This window comes from Paraflavitalea sp. CAU 1676, assembly GCF_029223285.1.
GTDB lineage: Bacteria > Bacteroidota > Bacteroidia > Chitinophagales > Chitinophagaceae > Paraflavitalea.
In genome coordinates this window covers 151,832-166,763 of record NZ_JARHUJ010000007.1, presented here as the reverse complement: position 1 = coordinate 166,763, position 14,932 = coordinate 151,832, and the positions used below count along the sequence as shown (strand labels likewise).

The following is a 14,932-nucleotide window of genomic DNA, read 5'->3' as shown; positions in this document are numbered from 1 at the left end:
AATAGAAGTGTTATGAACAAATATTATTCGAAACTATGGCTACTGACGGTATTATTCTGGTGCGTAAGCAATAGCAATGCACAAACGAGGGCGTTGAATTTGCGGGAGGCATTACAATTAGCGGTCAAAGGCAATCGCCAGTTGCAAATACAATTGTTGGAAAGTCAGAAATCTGCTGAAGCTGTGAAGGAAGCAAAAAGCTTCTCATTGCCTGCAATAACAGCGAATGGCTCCTATTACATTTATGCAGAAAGGCCAGTCATTTATCTTCGTAATGAGACCGGATCACCCAAAGTAAATGATGTTAAGTTTGGAGGACGGTATTCGTTTGACGGGAATATTAGCGCCAGCTATCCGGTTCTGAATCCTGTTTACAAAAGCAATGTCAGGGTAGCAAGCATTAACGAGCGAATTAGTAAGCAGGAAATGGAAAACACCGAGGACAGGCTGGCATTGAATATTGCCAACTTGTACCTCACTGCGTTGATGAACAAAGAACAAAAGAGGGTGATGGAGCAAAGCCTGCGACGGAACGAAAGGGCCTTGATAGATTCCCGTTCATTATTCCTGCAAGGAAAAAGCTTGAAGACAGACACCCTCAGCAATTACCTATCGGTGCAGAACATCAAAGCTGCTATCTCGGCATTGGAAAATAATATTGGTGTATTATCCGTGCAGTTAAAGCAATTGATTGGAATGGAAGACAATGTGATACTTGAATACACAGATAGTCTCACATTGAATGAACAGACGATTAGTGCAACCAGTGCAGCCCTTTCCATTGCAATAGACAATAGAAAGGATGTGAAGATTCAATCGCTGCAAATTGAAAAATCCAAAGTGCAGTTGCAGAATGTGAAAGCAGGGTTTAAGCCAATGTTGACAGCTATTGCACAGTACCAAGTGCAAAACCAATCGGATAATCTGGAGTTCTGGAATAATAGTCTGCCCCGCACATCTTTTGCTGGTTTAAAGCTTAGCGTCCCAATTTATTCTGGCGATAGATTAAAACATATAACCGCTCAATCAACAATTGCTGTTAAGCAAAACGAAATTGCCTTTGCAGACTTGAAGAGCAGTATTGAAACCGAACTCGTTTCATTGAATGCCAATTTGAAGAACGCTTACGACCAGTGGCATATACAGCGGCGAAATGTTGACGCTGCGCAGCTCAATTACAATATGATAAACGAGCGATATCGGTTTGGTCTTAGCAGTCGACTTGAGCTGACTGACGCAGAACTAGCTTTAACCAAAGCCCGGTTAAACGACCTACAAGCAGCATACTCTGTTAGCCTGATATCATTACAACTGAAAAACGCTATGGGCATATTGCAACTTGATACTGCTGCCGAACATACCAAGTTTTAAGGTAGATGTTGTTTATGCCATAATCTTATACATTCTTTCTGTTATAGTATAATAACAACAGAGAATGATGTAAATACTTTTGCCTTCGAAAAAATAAATTATGCAAGAAAGAAACTTAGTCTCCAATATTTATTACGAAAAGAGATGGATAGCATTGGCCCTTTTATGCACGGCTCAATTCATGGTGATAATGGATACGTCCATAATCGGGGTGGCTTTGCCTGCTATTAAAAATGATCTTGGTTATGCCCAGAGTGGGCTTCAGTGGATATTTAATGCTTATGTTGTGCTTTTTGCCGGTATACTGCTGTTAGGAGGCAGGTTGTCGGATCTTTTTGGGGCAAGGAAAATATTTATGTGCGGGTTTGTTATTCTGACTGCCGCCTCACTGCTGGCGGGTGCGGCCTGGTCACCTGAATCTTTAAATACCGGCAGAGCTTTGCAAGGATTAGGATCTGCATTGATTGCACCAGCTGCAATGACTTTATTGATGACCACTTTTACCGACCCGAAAGAACTGGGAAAAGCCTTTGGTTTTTGGGGTGCTTCGGCAGCGGCCGGGGGCTCAGCCGGTGTGTTTCTCGGAGGCGTTATCACAGAATGGACGAACTGGAGGTGGGTATTCTATATTAACATCCCTATGGGATTGGTAGTGTTGTCACTTTGTAAGGCATATTTGAAGGCTGGCAGGAAAAATACCGGTAAGATTGATTGGATAGGCGCTGTATTGGCTACTGCCGCCCTGATAATTTTGGTGTATGCCATTGTGTCTGCGGAAAACGCTGGTTGGGGTTCTTCTCGAACTATTGGATTATTGGCTTTTGCCGTTATTTTATTTGTGATATTCATTTTTACTCAACGAAAATCCGCAGACCCATTATTGCCCTTTCACATTCTAAAAGCGCCCAATTTATCAGCAGGTAATATTGTTACCGCATTATTGGCAGCCGCTTGGATTCCATTATGGTTTTTCCTAAATCTATATTTGCAACAAATATTAAAGCTGAATGCATTTCACAGTGGATTGGCATTATTACCTATGACAATTACGATTATGATTACGATGGTAGGTGTAACGGGAAAGCTTGTAGTTAAATACGGGGTTAAGGCGAATTTAATGGCAGGTCTTATATTTCTTACTATTTCGTTATTAGTATTTAGCATGGGATCTGTAAACGGGACATTTTTATCCAGTGTTTTACCAGCATCCATACTTGGCGCATTAGGGATGTCTCTGGCTTATATACCCGGAACGATGATTTCTGTTTCTGGCGTCAAGCCGGAAGAAACCGGACTAGCTTCGGGTATTGTCAATACGAGTTATCAGGTAGGATCAGCATTAGGATTGGCCATCATTGCAGTTATTGCTACTTCGGTCACGAAAAATTCATTAATAAATGGGGTGGAGGAAACAACGGCACTCAATGCAGGTTTTAAAACAGCCTTTTTAGGGGCAGCTATATTAGGTGGGCTTGGAATTATTATTGCTGCTGTGAAAATAAAGCAGTCTAAGTAAAACGACATATAAGACGCAAGTTTTAAGTAAGGATAAAGCCAACTTGATGTGCCCTCAAAAAGGTAGACACTTTTTGAGGGCATGTATTTTTCTATTTTGTTCAATCATATTGATCATTACTTTGTTATCTGTTTCACACTTAAAATGTAGGAGTGTTTTGAGGTGATCACTAAACATTCTAAAAATTATATAAAATAGCTCATCAATTATGTAACAAGTATGGAGCCATGTAATGGTAGCTTTGAAAAAAAACGATGTCAACGACCGCCTCCACTCACTATAAAAAGCCAAAGGTCGCTAATAGTAGTGCTGCTATCATTAAGGAATCCTATCCCGTGCTGGAAATGACCTGTGCCGCCTGCGCTGTCAGTGTGGAATCTATGCTTAAATCAGTGGAAGGTGTGCGGAATGCAGGTGTAAACTTTGCCAATCAAACCGCTTGGGTTGAATACGATCAAGCCATGGTTTCGCCGGACACCTTGCGCAGTACGATTCGCTCAATAGGCTATGATCTTGTAATAGAAAAAGAGAACCAAGAAGAGGTACGGGAAGAAGCGCAAAAAAGGCATTACCGCTTGATAAGGCAACGGACAATATTGGCTTCCATCCTGTCCCTGCCCATTGTCATCATCGGCATGTTCTTTATGAACATGCCCTATGGTAATTGGATCATGATGATACTGGCCACGCCCGTTGTATTTGTTTTGGGACGTAGCTTCTTCATCAATGCCTGGAAACAGGCAAAGCACCGGAAGGCGAATATGGACACCCTTGTTGCACTCAGCACTGGTATAGCCTGGCTGTTCAGTGCATTCAATACAGTTTATGCCCAATTCTGGCATCAGCGCGGCCTCCATGCGCATGTATATTTTGAAGCAGCGGCTGTAGTCATTGCCTTCATTTCACTGGGCAAACTGCTGGAAGAAAAGGCAAAATCCAATACCTCCTCTGCCATCAAAAAATTGATTGGTTTACAACCCAAGACAGTGCTGTTGGTAGATGCTACTGGCAATACAACTGAAACAGCTATTGCTCAAGTTAGAACAGGCGACGTTATACTGGTAAAGCCCGGCGATAAAATACCTGTGGATGGGACTCTTGTATATGGTGATTCTTATGTGGATGAAAGCATGATCACAGGGGAACCTGTACCTGTGGCCAAAAAAGAAAATGATCTTGTATATGCAGGTACTATCAACCAGAAGGGCAGTTTCCGATTCAAGGCTGATAAAGTAGGAGCTGACACCTTGCTTGCTCAGATTATCAAAATGGTACAGGAAGCGCAGGGCAGCAAAGCACCTGTACAAAAGTTGGTAGATAAAATTGCCGGCATCTTTGTTCCGGTGGTGATTGGCATCGCAGTCCTCACTTTTGCGGCCTGGATGATATTGGGCGGAGACAATGCCTTTACTCATGCATTGATCACCTCTGTGACTGTGCTGGTTATAGCCTGCCCTTGTGCATTGGGCCTGGCTACGCCCACCGCCATTATGGTCGGTGTGGGCAAAGGTGCAGAAAACAATATCCTTATTAAAGATGCAGAAAGCCTCGAACTGGCTCATAAGGTGAATGCCATTATTTTAGACAAAACGGGCACAATTACTGAAGGACGACCAGTAGTGACAGACTTAGTGTGGAATGCTCATAGTGAGAATAGAGCCTTGCATCAATCTATCTTATTGGGTCTTGAACATCACTCGGAACATCCTTTGGCAGAAGCAGTTGTTAATTACCTCCAAAATAGCACCCTCAATCCGCCCAGACTTCAGTTTTTTGAAAGCATCACCGGTAAAGGCATCACAGGCGAAGCAGAAGGAATTACCTACCTCGTAGGTAACAGTAAACTTTTGAACGATTTCAATATACCTATTGATCAACAAGTAGAAGCTAAAGCCGCCGCCCTGCAAGAGGATGCGAGAACGGTTATCTACTTTGCAGGTGAGGGAAAAGTATTGGCAACTATCGCTATTGCCGACAAAATAAAGGAATCATCAAAAGCCGCCATTGAGGCCCTGCAACGAAGGGGGATTGAGGTACACATGCTTACCGGTGACAATGCGCACACCGCTGCTGCCGTGGCAAGAAAGGTCGGCATCAAATCCTATCATGCTGAAGTAATGCCTTCTTTCAAAGCTGACTTTGCCAAACAACTGCAGAGCCAGGGAAAAGTAGTGGCTATGGTAGGAGATGGCATTAACGATTCCCAGGCATTGGCTCAGGCTGATGTGAGCGTTGCTATGGGTAAAGGTTCAGATATTGCTATGGATGTTGCCAAAATGACCCTGATCACTTCCGATCTGAACAGCATTCCCAAAGCATTAAATCTGTCCCACAAGACAGTACGTACCATTAAGCAAAATCTTTTTTGGGCTTTCATCTACAATATCATAGGCATTCCCATAGCAGCAGGCGTTCTGTTTCCATTCAATGGATTTTTATTGGATCCTATGATAGCAGGCGCGGCAATGGCTCTCAGCTCAGTAAGTGTGGTCAGCAACAGCCTCCGACTGAAAGCTGCCCGAATTTGATTTACCCTACAGAAAATCTTAGAAGCATCCATGAACAAACTCTATATCTGGAGAACAGCAAGGATAGTGCAGGAAACACCGGATACAATAACCATCGAATTTAATACCGGTGCGGAAAAATTTGACTATAAAGCAGGACAATTTATCAACATTACCATTCTTGTAAATGGCGCTCCTGTTACCAGGTCGTATTCTTTGAGCTCAGCTCCAGGTGTTGACGAACAGCCGGCTGTCACCATAAAGAAAGTGCCCGGCGGATTGATGAGTAGTTATATCGTTGACAATGCGGAAAACGTCCAACATTGGCAGGTAGATGGCCCCTATGGTGCCTTTATTCGCCCCTTGAAAAGCCAACACATAGTGTTACTGGCAGCGGGAAGTGGTTTTACTCCCTGCTTTTCTATTGCAAAATCGGTTCTTCATCACCTGCCAACCACCCAACTTACCATCATTTATGCCAATAGGTCAACGGAGTATATTATTTTTAATGGAATGATTGAAAAGTGGATAGATACTTTTAAAAACAGAATAACTATTATACATGCACTGTCCCAGCAGGCACAGGATATGAAACTGCCCACTGGTGAACTTGTTTTGAGCCGGTTAAATAAAATTATTGTCAAAAAGCTGATAAAAAAGCATGTACCTGGTCATCTTCCGGAAGCCCATTATTTTATTTGCGGCCCATCCTCGCTTATCAAAATACAGGAAGAGTCTTTGGCAGAACTTGCTGTACCCTCGGAAAATATATTCGTGGAAAGATTCAGACCGGATGAAAACCCCAAGCCTGTTGAATTGCCACAAGACATGCACGAAGTGATGCTACATTTTTATGAGCAATCAAACCTTTTAGAAGTACGGCCTGGCACTAGTATTTTAACATCAGCATTGGAGGATCGTATCACTCTGCCTTATTCCTGCAACAGTGGGACCTGCGGAAAATGTACCGCACGGCTTACTGCAGGAGCAGTCACTATGGTTTCCAACTATGTTTTAAGAAAAGAGGAGCTGGATGCCGGAATGATCCTGCTTTGCCAAAGCTACCCGCTTAATGATGAGGTGACCATAGAAATCGATGTGTAGAAAATTATATAAAACACTCCTGGTATTGTGTAACACCAAAGCAGGAAGCGGACGTAATTTTACTACAGTAAACAATACAATATTAATTTATAAAAAGTGAACTATGGAAACAGTACAATTTAAAACAAATATCAAATGTTCAGGCTGTATAGCCACCGTAACCCCTTTTTTGAATGAAGTGGCTGGTGAAGACAATTGGGAAGTAGATGTCCAAAATCCGGATAAAGTTCTGACAGTATCCACAGATAAATCCAATAGTACTGACATTAAAAAGGCGGTAGAAAAGGCAGGCTATCAGGCTGTAGAATTGGTCAAATAAATAAACGGGCGGTTACCGCCCGTTTTTATTTACGCCCCGGCCAGCTCTCTCACTCTCACCCTCTGCTCTAACTTTTAGAGGGTATTTGTCCAATTTACGTCCAAAGAGGGAGGAAGGATCAATCATCCGGAACTACAAAGTCCGGTGAATAAGAAGGAAGGCCAGCCCACGAGCATTGATTTTTAACTAAATAGCGGGATAGAATGCATTAAAATATAAATCAGGGGAAAATTATATAACACCATTTCTCAAAATAACCTCTACTTTTGATATGGAATGAAAAAGTTCATTGTCTGCATATTAGCTATTCTTTACATAGGCTCTTCAACCGGGGCAACTGTTCACATGCATTATTGCATGGGTAAACTGGTTGAACAGGGACTATGGCATGAAAAGAAAGCCAAAAAGTGCAGCAAATGCAGCACTAAAGAGAGCAAGAGCTCCTGCAAGAAAAAGTGCTGCAAAGATGAACATAAGCTAATTAAGCTGGACAAAGACCAGAAAACAACCGAATCAGCTTTTCAGCTCCTGGCATTTACCTCCCTCGTAACACCCGTCAATTTTATTGAACTGCCGCAGGTGCAGATAAGTTCATTAACACAGGAGTTTCCGGTAAACAATGCTCCGCCCCGAACTGGAAAGGTTCAACCATATATTTTCCTTTGTACTTTCCGCATCTGATCCCCTGCTACGGGCGTATCTGTTTCTTCTTTTACTTCATAGCCTAAGCCTATATCGCCCGCCATCATTACCGCTCAGACGTAGCCTTATTTTTTAATCTAAATGTTCATTTATGTTCATGGCCAGACGCCCTGCATTGGCAGCGGCCTGTTCAGCAATGCTGCTTGCTGCATCCATACTTTCCTGCAGAAAACAAAAAATACCCGGTATGTCAATGGAAGATAAACAAATTGATTACCCGGCGGCCTATGTCGTCAATGGCGAAAGCAGTACTATTTCAGTTATTGACCTCGATAAAAACTCCGTCACTGAAACCCTGGAATTAATGGGAACAGGCAATGAAATGGTCATGTGGCCCCATCACCTGTCTTTATACGGCATTTTTGATATGCACCGCCTCGCTATCGGAGTACCGGGCATGGACCTGAGCGCAGGCCATTCCGGCGGCATGAATGATATGAAAGGCAAGGTCCTGGTAATGGACGCTGTTAAAGGCAATATATTGAAAACGGTAGACTTGCCGGTATCTAACCACAACGCTATGTATTCTCCCAATGGCCGGGAAATATGGGTATCGCAAATGGAAATGACCGGCAAAGTGCTCGTATATGATGCTCAGACCTACGCTTTGAAAAATAATATAGCCGTAGGCATGGAACCTGCCGAGGTAACTTTTTCTGCTGATGGATCAAAAGCCTACGTAGCCAATGGAGGCGATAACACAGTTTCCGTCATTGATCCTGCAATTAAATCAATTATAGCCACGGTTGCGGTGGGTGCGGAACCGGTTGGCGCATGGGTTGGTTTTGATGGCAAAATGTATGTAGACAATGAGGAAGGAAAAACCATCAGTGTTATAGACGTGTCTACTAATGCCGTTGTCCAGACCATTGACTTAGGATTTATGCCTGGCAGTGCTGCTCATAACAGTGCCAAAAAAGAGCTGTGGGTAACAGACCCCGACAATGGCAAGGTCCATTACTGGTCGTGGGGCCAGGTTGGCAATCAGTGGAACCATGCCGGTAGCTTCAATACGGCTGCAGGGGCACATGCAGTGGGATTTACCGCTGATGGCAATACGGCCTACGTTACTAATCAAATGGCCGCTTCTGTTTCTGTGATCAATGTCAATGAACACTCAAAGATCAAAGATATTCCCGTAGGCAAAAAGCCCAATGGAATTGTAATCAAACAATAATTCTTAAACACTTAATACTTGAACAATGAAAAAGTTAGCATTTCTCATATTAGCTGTTGTCGCTGCATTTACCCATCAAACAGCTTTGGCGCAGGATTCCAAAACAGAAACCTTTAAAGTATATGGTAATTGTGGGATGTGTAAAAAAAGGATTGAAAAGTCTGCTACTGGTGAGGGGATATCAAAGGCAGAGTGGAACGTTGAGACAAAAATAATGACAGTTGTTTATGATCCTGCCAAAACCTCCAATGCTGCCATCCAGAAAAAAATTGCAGCCGTTGGGCATGACACCGAAAAAGAAAAAGCGGCTGATTCCATATATAACAAATTACCCGGATGCTGCTTGTATGACAGGGGCAAAACTGATAAACAAACTGATCATTCAGGCCACCACCGGTAGAAGAAACACGCAATCTGATCGAAGAAGGATAGAATAAACCAGCTTATTAAAATCAGTTATGGTTCATAAAATAATTGAATGGTCTCTTAGAAACCGCTTTATCGTGCTCGTGCTCTCGGCAGGCTTATTCGTCTGGGGATTTTTTGCGGTAAAGCGCAACCCTATTGATGCCATTCCGGATTTATCCGAAAACCAGGTGATCGTTTTTACGGAATGGATGGGCAGAGGCCCGCAGTTAATAGAGGACCAGGTTACTTATCCGTTGGTGACTAACCTACAGGGATTGCCACGCATCAAATATGTACGGGGTACCTCCATGTTCGGCATGAGCTTTATTTATGTCATTTTTGATGATGATGTGGATATTTACTGGGCCAGGGAAAGAGTACTGGAAAGATTGAGTACCGTTACAAGAACTTTACCAACCGGCGTCACACCGCAATTAGGGCCTGATGGAACGGGCGTAGGCCATGTTCTTTGGTATACCCTCGATGCCCCCAATATGGATTTGGGAGAACAAAGAGCCTTACAGGACTGGTATATCAAATTTGCTTTGCAAAATGTGGAAGGTGTCAGCGAGATCGCTTCCTTTGGCGGCTTTCAAAAGCAATACCAGGTCACCCTTGACCCCAACAAGTTACTGTATTATAAACTTTCGGTTCCCGAAGTCATTAATGCGATCCGGGCCAATAACAATGAATCAGGCGGAAGAAAATTTGAGTTAAGTGATATAGGATATATTATTAAAACATCCGGTTACTTGAAATCACTGCAAGAGATTGAGAATATAGCCGTCAAAAACCAAAATAGCATTCCCATCCGGGTGGCAGATGTGGCTACTGTACAAATGACCGGCGAAACAAGGCTGGGCATATTCGACCAGGATGGCCAGGGTGAACGTGTTGGTGGGATCGTGGTCATGCGTTATGGCGAAAATGCAGCGGCCATCATTGATAAAGTAAAAGCCAAAATGCAGGAAGTGGCCAAAGGTTTCCCTGAAAAAGTAAAATTCGATATTGTCTATGATCGTGGCGAGCTAATTACAGAATCCATTGATTCAGTAAAAAGAACGCTTATTGAAGAAATGATTGTAGTTTCTCTGGTGGTGATCATCTTTCTTTTCCATTGGCGCAGTGCCCTGAGCATTATTATACAAATTCCCATTACCCTGGCTGCCAGTTTTATCTTGTTAAATGCCTTTGGTATTTCCTCCAATATCATGTCACTTACCGGCATTGCACTGGCCATTGGTGTAATCGTGGACAACGGCATTATCATGAGTGAAAATGCCTATAAACACTTGTCCGTACGATATGAAGCCTGGTTAAAACAAAATAAACAATCGGAGTAGTTATGAATTGGTTCAAAAAGAAGAACAAAAAAACAGCAAACTGGATTTCGGAAGAAGAACGGTTAAAAATAATCGAACAATCCAGTAAGCAGGTATCACGGGGCGTTTTCTTCGCCACCGTGATCATTATTACCTCCTTTCTGCCAGTGTTCATGCTGACAGGACAGGAAGGCAAATTGTTCCATCCGTTGGCCTATACCAAGACATTCATTATGATCGTGGATGCCTTGTTGGTCATCACACTCGCGCCTGTATTGATCTCCTTTTTCATGAAAGGGAAATTCAGGCCGGATAACGCCAACCCGGTTAACAGGATTTTGGAAAGGATCTATGAACCCATCATAAGAACTGTTTTAAAATGGCGAAAAACAACATTGGCCATCAATATCATAGCCTTGGCAGTCACTATTCCTTTGCTGAAAAGCCAGGGAACTGAGTTTATGCCACCGCTCGATGAGCAGAGCATTTTGTTTATGCCGGTTACTTTACCTGATGTATCCAACGCTGAGGCCAAACGCATTTTACAGGTACAGGATAAAATTATCAAATCGGTTCCCGAGGTAGATAAAGTATTGGGTAAAGCGGGCCGGGCCAGCACAGCCACAGACAATTCCCCAATCAGCATGATTGAAACCATCATCATGCTGAAACCGAAATCCGCATGGCGGGCTGGTCTCACCAAAAAAGATATTGTTAACGAGCTGGACGCCAAATTACAAATACCGGGCGTCGTTAATGGGTGGACACAACCCATCATTAACCGCATCAATATGCTGTCTACAGGCATCCGGACTGACGTAGGCGTAAAAGTGTATGGGCAGAACCTTGACAGTATAGCGTCGGTTTCTGAACGGGTCAAAAAAGTGCTGGAAGGTACAAAGGGCATTGCTGACCTGTATGTTGAACCGGTGACCGGGGGAAAATACCTTTCCATTAATGTTCGCCGCGCTGACCTAAGCCGCTATGGCCTGAACGTTGACGATGTTAACCAAACAGTGGAAACTTCCCTGGGCGGCTCAAACATAGGTAACACCATTGAAGGAAGACAGCGCTTTTCTATAGCGGTTCGCCTGGCGCAGGAATACCGCAATAGTGTGGAACGCATTAAACGCATTCCGCTGGCAAGCCCCGCATTCGGAGAAATTCCCTTGTCGGCCGTGGCAGACGTAGCTTTTGAGGATGGGCCACCAATGATCAGCTCAGAAAATGCCATGTTGAGAGGCGCAGTCTTATTTAATGTCCGTGATCGGGACCTCGGCAGTACGGTAACAGAAGCCATCCAGAAAATGAGCCAGGCCAAAGGCGTATTGCCACAGGGATACTACCTGGAATGGAGCGGGCAGTATGAAAACCTGATACGTGGCCAGCAAACCCTGCTGTGGATAGCACCCATTGTACTGGTGATCATTTTCTTTTCACTCTATTTAGCCTTTCATTCATTACGCGAAGCCTTTTTAAGCCTGATCACTGTGCCATTCGCCTTAATTGGCGGGGCTTATATGATCTGGATATGGGGCACCAATCTTTCCGTTGCGGTAGCCGTGGGTTTTATCGCTTTATTCGGAATAGCCGTGGAAACAGGTATTGTGATGGTTATTTACCTAAACGACGCCATGAAACAATTGGCTACAGAAAAAGGTAATTCCAGCGGGACTATTACCAAGGAAGATCTTCGCCAGTATGTGATCCATGGCGCTGCTAAACGACTACGTCCCAAACTGATGACGGTATGTGTATCCTTATTCGGGTTGGTGCCTGTTCTATGGGCCAGTGGCGTTGGTACAGATGTTATGAAGCCTATTGTATTACCCATGATAGGCGGTGTACTTACTTCTTCCATCCATATATTACTGGTTACCCCGCTGATATTTTTAATGACAAAGGAATATGAATTACGGAAGTATGGAAAACTTGAAATCCATGAGACACAGCATTAAATATATTCTTTTAGTAATCCTGCTGGTGCCCCTGCAATTATTGGCGCAGCAGCCATCCATTTTACCGCTGGATACTATTTTGCAAAGAATAGCCAGGAACAATGTATTGCTGCAGTCTTATGGCCTGAAAGCAGAAAGTTATAAATATAGTGCAGAAGCAGCTACCGGCTGGATGGCTCCAATGGTGGGTGTAGGAACTTTCATGACACCCTATCCCAATCAGATCATTATGGATGGCAGAGACAAAGGAAACCTGATGCTGGCCATCGAACAGGATATACCCAATACGGCGAAGCTAAAAGCCAGGAAGAAATACATCGCTTCTCAGGCAAACGTGGAAAGAGCCAACCGGGACATCACCCTGAATGACTTCAAAGCCCAGGCCAAACGACTTTACTTCAACTGGCTCATAGCTAAACAGCGAATAAGGGTGTTGGAGGAGAATGAACGGATCATGGTAATGATGAAGAAAATTGAAGAAGTACGTTATCCCTACAACCAGTCCCAGTTAGGTAGTGTATTCAAGGCAGATGCCCGGATAGAGGAAAACCGTAACATGATCCGTATGCAGGAAGGAACCATTGCGAAGGCAAGGGCCTGGCTTAATAGCCTGATGAATGCACCCGGCAGTGAGCAATTTGACATTGATTCCTTATATCAGCCCACTTTCGCACCATCTGCATCCTATGATACGGCTATGTTAGCCGCCGTCCGGAAAGATGTTTTTAAAATGAATGAAAGCATCCGCTCCATGCAATTAAATGTGGAGAGTATGCAGAAAGAAAAAAAACCAGATTTCCGTATCCGCTTTGATCATATGTATCCCCTCGATGCTGCCATGCCGACCGCATTCAGTGTTATGGGCATGATATCTATACCCATAGCGCCTTGGGCTTCCAAAATGTACAAAAATGAAGTTAAAGCCATGCACTATAACATACAGGGCATGGAAAAGGAACGGGCGGCCATGCTCCAGGAAACGCAGGGCATGCTGTATGGAATGCAGTACGAAATCCAATCAATGCAAAAACGCATCATTGCCATGGAGGAAAAGATCATTCCTGCCCTTAAAAAAACATTCGATGCCACTTTCCTGGTGTACCAGGAAAATAAAATACAGTTGCCTGCTGTCATTGACGCCTGGGAAGCGCAAACTATGATGCAAATGAATGTGCTGGATGAGAAATTGAAACTATACGAAATGATTGTGGATTATGAGAAAGAATTATATCGTTAAAATGCTGGCAGCAATACTGCTGGCATCGGTAAGCCTGTTCTCCTGCAAAGACAAGGCAGGCAGTCAGGCTACTCATGCCGGCCACAAGCAGGCACAACAATATACCTGCCCCATGCACCCCCAGGTGATCAGGGATCAACCAGGAACCTGCCCCATCTGCGGAATGGAATTGGTATTGAAAGATGCCAATAAGGAATTAGTCGTTGACAGCAGTGTGGCCCTGCTTACCAAACCTACCAATGAAAGGGTGATCGCCAGCATTCCTGCCATCAAAGCCGAAACCGGCACCCGTATCAGTTCAGTGGAAGTAAGTGGTAGGATTACTTATGATACCCGCAATCAAACCAGCCTGGCCAGCCGGGTAAGCGGGCGCATCGAAAAATTACTGGTTAAATACAATTTTCAACCGGTAATGAAAGGACAACTGATCATGGAGATCTATTCTCCGGACTTGGCTGCCGCCCAGCGGGAGCTGATTTTTGTAGCCAACAACAGCCCGGAAATGTTGGCAGGCGCCAAACAACGGTTGATATTATTGGGTTTGCCTGCTAATCAGGTTGAACAGGTAATAAAAACTGGAAAAATTTCGTACCGCGTTCCGGTATATAGCAATGCGAATGGATATATACTGGAACAATCAGCTATTCCCACTACGCCTGCGGCGGCAGGCGCCTCAACCATGGGACAGCCTGCTGCGGCAGCAAGTGGCATGGAGGGGATGGGTGGCGGCAGTCCTGCCAGTAATAGCAATGTTTTGCTGCCTGTAACCACCCCCACTCCGGTTATGATACGCGAAGGTCAATATGTAAATGCCGGCCAGATGATTTTTACCATCTATCAGGCTACTAACCTTGTGGCAGAATTTGCCTTCCTCCCGTCATTGGCCACAGAATTAAAAAAAGGACAAAAACTGTTGTTCTATCCGGCTGGAAATAAAAACGCTATTCAATCTGCCCGTATAGGATTAATAGAACCGGTGTTTCGCAACGGACAGAACTTCCTGATAGGACGAGTTTATCTGAATAAAAATAATTTCCAGGTAGGGCAATTGCTTACCGGTATTATCCCTGTCGTTTACAGCGGAAACTGGTGGCTACCTAAAAAATCTGTCTGGCGATTAGGTACTCAGTCTGTTGTATTCAGAAAAGACAATGGCTTATATAGCCCTACCGAAATTCAAACCGGGATAGAATCGGAAGGTTTCATACAAGTTATTACTGAAATAGCAGGTTGGCAGGTAGCTTCTAACGCGGCTTATCTCGTAGATAGCGAAAGTTTCATAAAAGTAAATGGCAAAGCCAAACAGTAGTA

At 43.9% G+C, this 14,932-nt stretch carries 11 protein-coding genes; all 11 read left to right on the top strand.

Going from position 1 to position 14,932, the window contains the following annotated elements; all coding sequences use genetic code 11:
* The first annotated feature begins 12 nt into the window (after positions 1–12).
* The 11 genes from P2H89_RS23070 (at position 13) to P2H89_RS23020 (ending at position 14,930) form a co-directional block, all read left to right on the top strand.
* On the top strand, positions 13–1,371 hold the full coding sequence (locus P2H89_RS23070) for a TolC family protein (protein WP_275831373.1): 1,359 nt from the start codon (positions 13–15) through the stop codon (positions 1,369–1,371).
* Positions 1,372–1,471: 100 nt separating this feature from the next.
* Positions 1,472–2,887, top strand: a complete 1,416-nt coding sequence (locus P2H89_RS23065) for an MFS transporter (RefSeq protein ID WP_275831371.1) — start codon at positions 1,472–1,474, stop codon at positions 2,885–2,887.
* Between the two features lie 254 nt (positions 2,888–3,141).
* Positions 3,142–5,415, top strand: coding sequence for a heavy metal translocating P-type ATPase (locus tag P2H89_RS23060; RefSeq protein ID WP_275831369.1), 2,274 nt, complete (start codon positions 3,142–3,144; stop codon positions 5,413–5,415).
* Between the two features lie 30 nt (positions 5,416–5,445).
* Positions 5,446–6,498 carry an iron-sulfur cluster-binding domain-containing protein gene (locus P2H89_RS23055; protein WP_275831367.1) on the top strand — a complete coding sequence of 351 codons (1,053 nt, stop codon included), beginning with the start codon at positions 5,446–5,448 and terminating at the stop codon, positions 6,496–6,498.
* 103 nt (positions 6,499–6,601) lie between these two features.
* Positions 6,602–6,817 (top strand): heavy-metal-associated domain-containing protein, encoded by a 216-nt coding sequence (locus P2H89_RS23050; RefSeq protein WP_275831365.1) that lies wholly within the window; start codon positions 6,602–6,604, stop codon positions 6,815–6,817.
* An 889-nt stretch (positions 6,818–7,706) separates the two neighbouring features.
* On the top strand, positions 7,707–8,696 hold the full coding sequence (locus tag P2H89_RS23045) for a hypothetical protein (RefSeq protein WP_275831364.1): 990 nt from the start codon (positions 7,707–7,709) through the stop codon (positions 8,694–8,696).
* 25 nt (positions 8,697–8,721) lie between these two features.
* The gene (locus P2H89_RS23040; protein WP_275831362.1) at positions 8,722–9,096 is read left to right on the top strand and encodes a heavy-metal-associated domain-containing protein; all 375 of its coding nucleotides are present in this window, start codon (positions 8,722–8,724) and stop codon (positions 9,094–9,096) included.
* 58 nt (positions 9,097–9,154) lie between these two features.
* The gene (locus P2H89_RS23035) at positions 9,155–10,447 is read left to right on the top strand and encodes an efflux RND transporter permease subunit (protein ID WP_275831360.1); all 1,293 of its coding nucleotides are present in this window, start codon (positions 9,155–9,157) and stop codon (positions 10,445–10,447) included.
* Positions 10,448–10,449: 2 nt separating this feature from the next.
* Positions 10,450–12,384 carry an efflux RND transporter permease subunit gene (locus P2H89_RS23030; RefSeq protein WP_275831357.1) on the top strand — a complete coding sequence of 645 codons (1,935 nt, stop codon included), beginning with the start codon at positions 10,450–10,452 and terminating at the stop codon, positions 12,382–12,384.
* A complete protein-coding gene (locus tag P2H89_RS23025) occupies positions 12,368–13,621 on the top strand; it encodes a TolC family protein (protein WP_275831355.1) in 1,254 nt (417 codons plus the stop codon). The genes P2H89_RS23030 and P2H89_RS23025 overlap by 17 nt, the downstream gene beginning before the upstream one ends.
* Positions 13,599–14,930 (top strand): efflux RND transporter periplasmic adaptor subunit, encoded by a 1,332-nt coding sequence (locus tag P2H89_RS23020; RefSeq protein WP_275831353.1) that lies wholly within the window; start codon positions 13,599–13,601, stop codon positions 14,928–14,930. Before P2H89_RS23025 ends, P2H89_RS23020 begins: the two co-directional genes overlap by 23 nt.
* Positions 14,931–14,932 lie beyond the last annotated feature (2 nt).

Coding starts and splice junctions, on each gene's coding strand:
- P2H89_RS23030 (WP_275831357.1), top strand. CDS start 10,450: ATGAATTGGTTCAAAAAGAAGAACAAAAAAACAGCAAACTGGATTTCG.
- P2H89_RS23045 (WP_275831364.1), top strand. CDS start 7,707: ATGTCAATGGAAGATAAACAAATTGATTACCCGGCGGCCTATGTCGTC.
- P2H89_RS23040 (WP_275831362.1), top strand. CDS start 8,722: ATGAAAAAGTTAGCATTTCTCATATTAGCTGTTGTCGCTGCATTTACC.
- P2H89_RS23055 (WP_275831367.1), top strand. CDS start 5,446: ATGAACAAACTCTATATCTGGAGAACAGCAAGGATAGTGCAGGAAACA.
- P2H89_RS23060 (WP_275831369.1), top strand. CDS start 3,142: ATGTCAACGACCGCCTCCACTCACTATAAAAAGCCAAAGGTCGCTAAT.
- P2H89_RS23065 (WP_275831371.1), top strand. CDS start 1,472: ATGCAAGAAAGAAACTTAGTCTCCAATATTTATTACGAAAAGAGATGG.
- P2H89_RS23050 (WP_275831365.1), top strand. CDS start 6,602: ATGGAAACAGTACAATTTAAAACAAATATCAAATGTTCAGGCTGTATA.
- P2H89_RS23070 (WP_275831373.1), top strand. CDS start 13: ATGAACAAATATTATTCGAAACTATGGCTACTGACGGTATTATTCTGG.
- P2H89_RS23035 (WP_275831360.1), top strand. CDS start 9,155: ATGGTTCATAAAATAATTGAATGGTCTCTTAGAAACCGCTTTATCGTG.
- P2H89_RS23020 (WP_275831353.1), top strand. CDS start 13,599: ATGAGAAAGAATTATATCGTTAAAATGCTGGCAGCAATACTGCTGGCA.
- P2H89_RS23025 (WP_275831355.1), top strand. CDS start 12,368: ATGAGACACAGCATTAAATATATTCTTTTAGTAATCCTGCTGGTGCCC.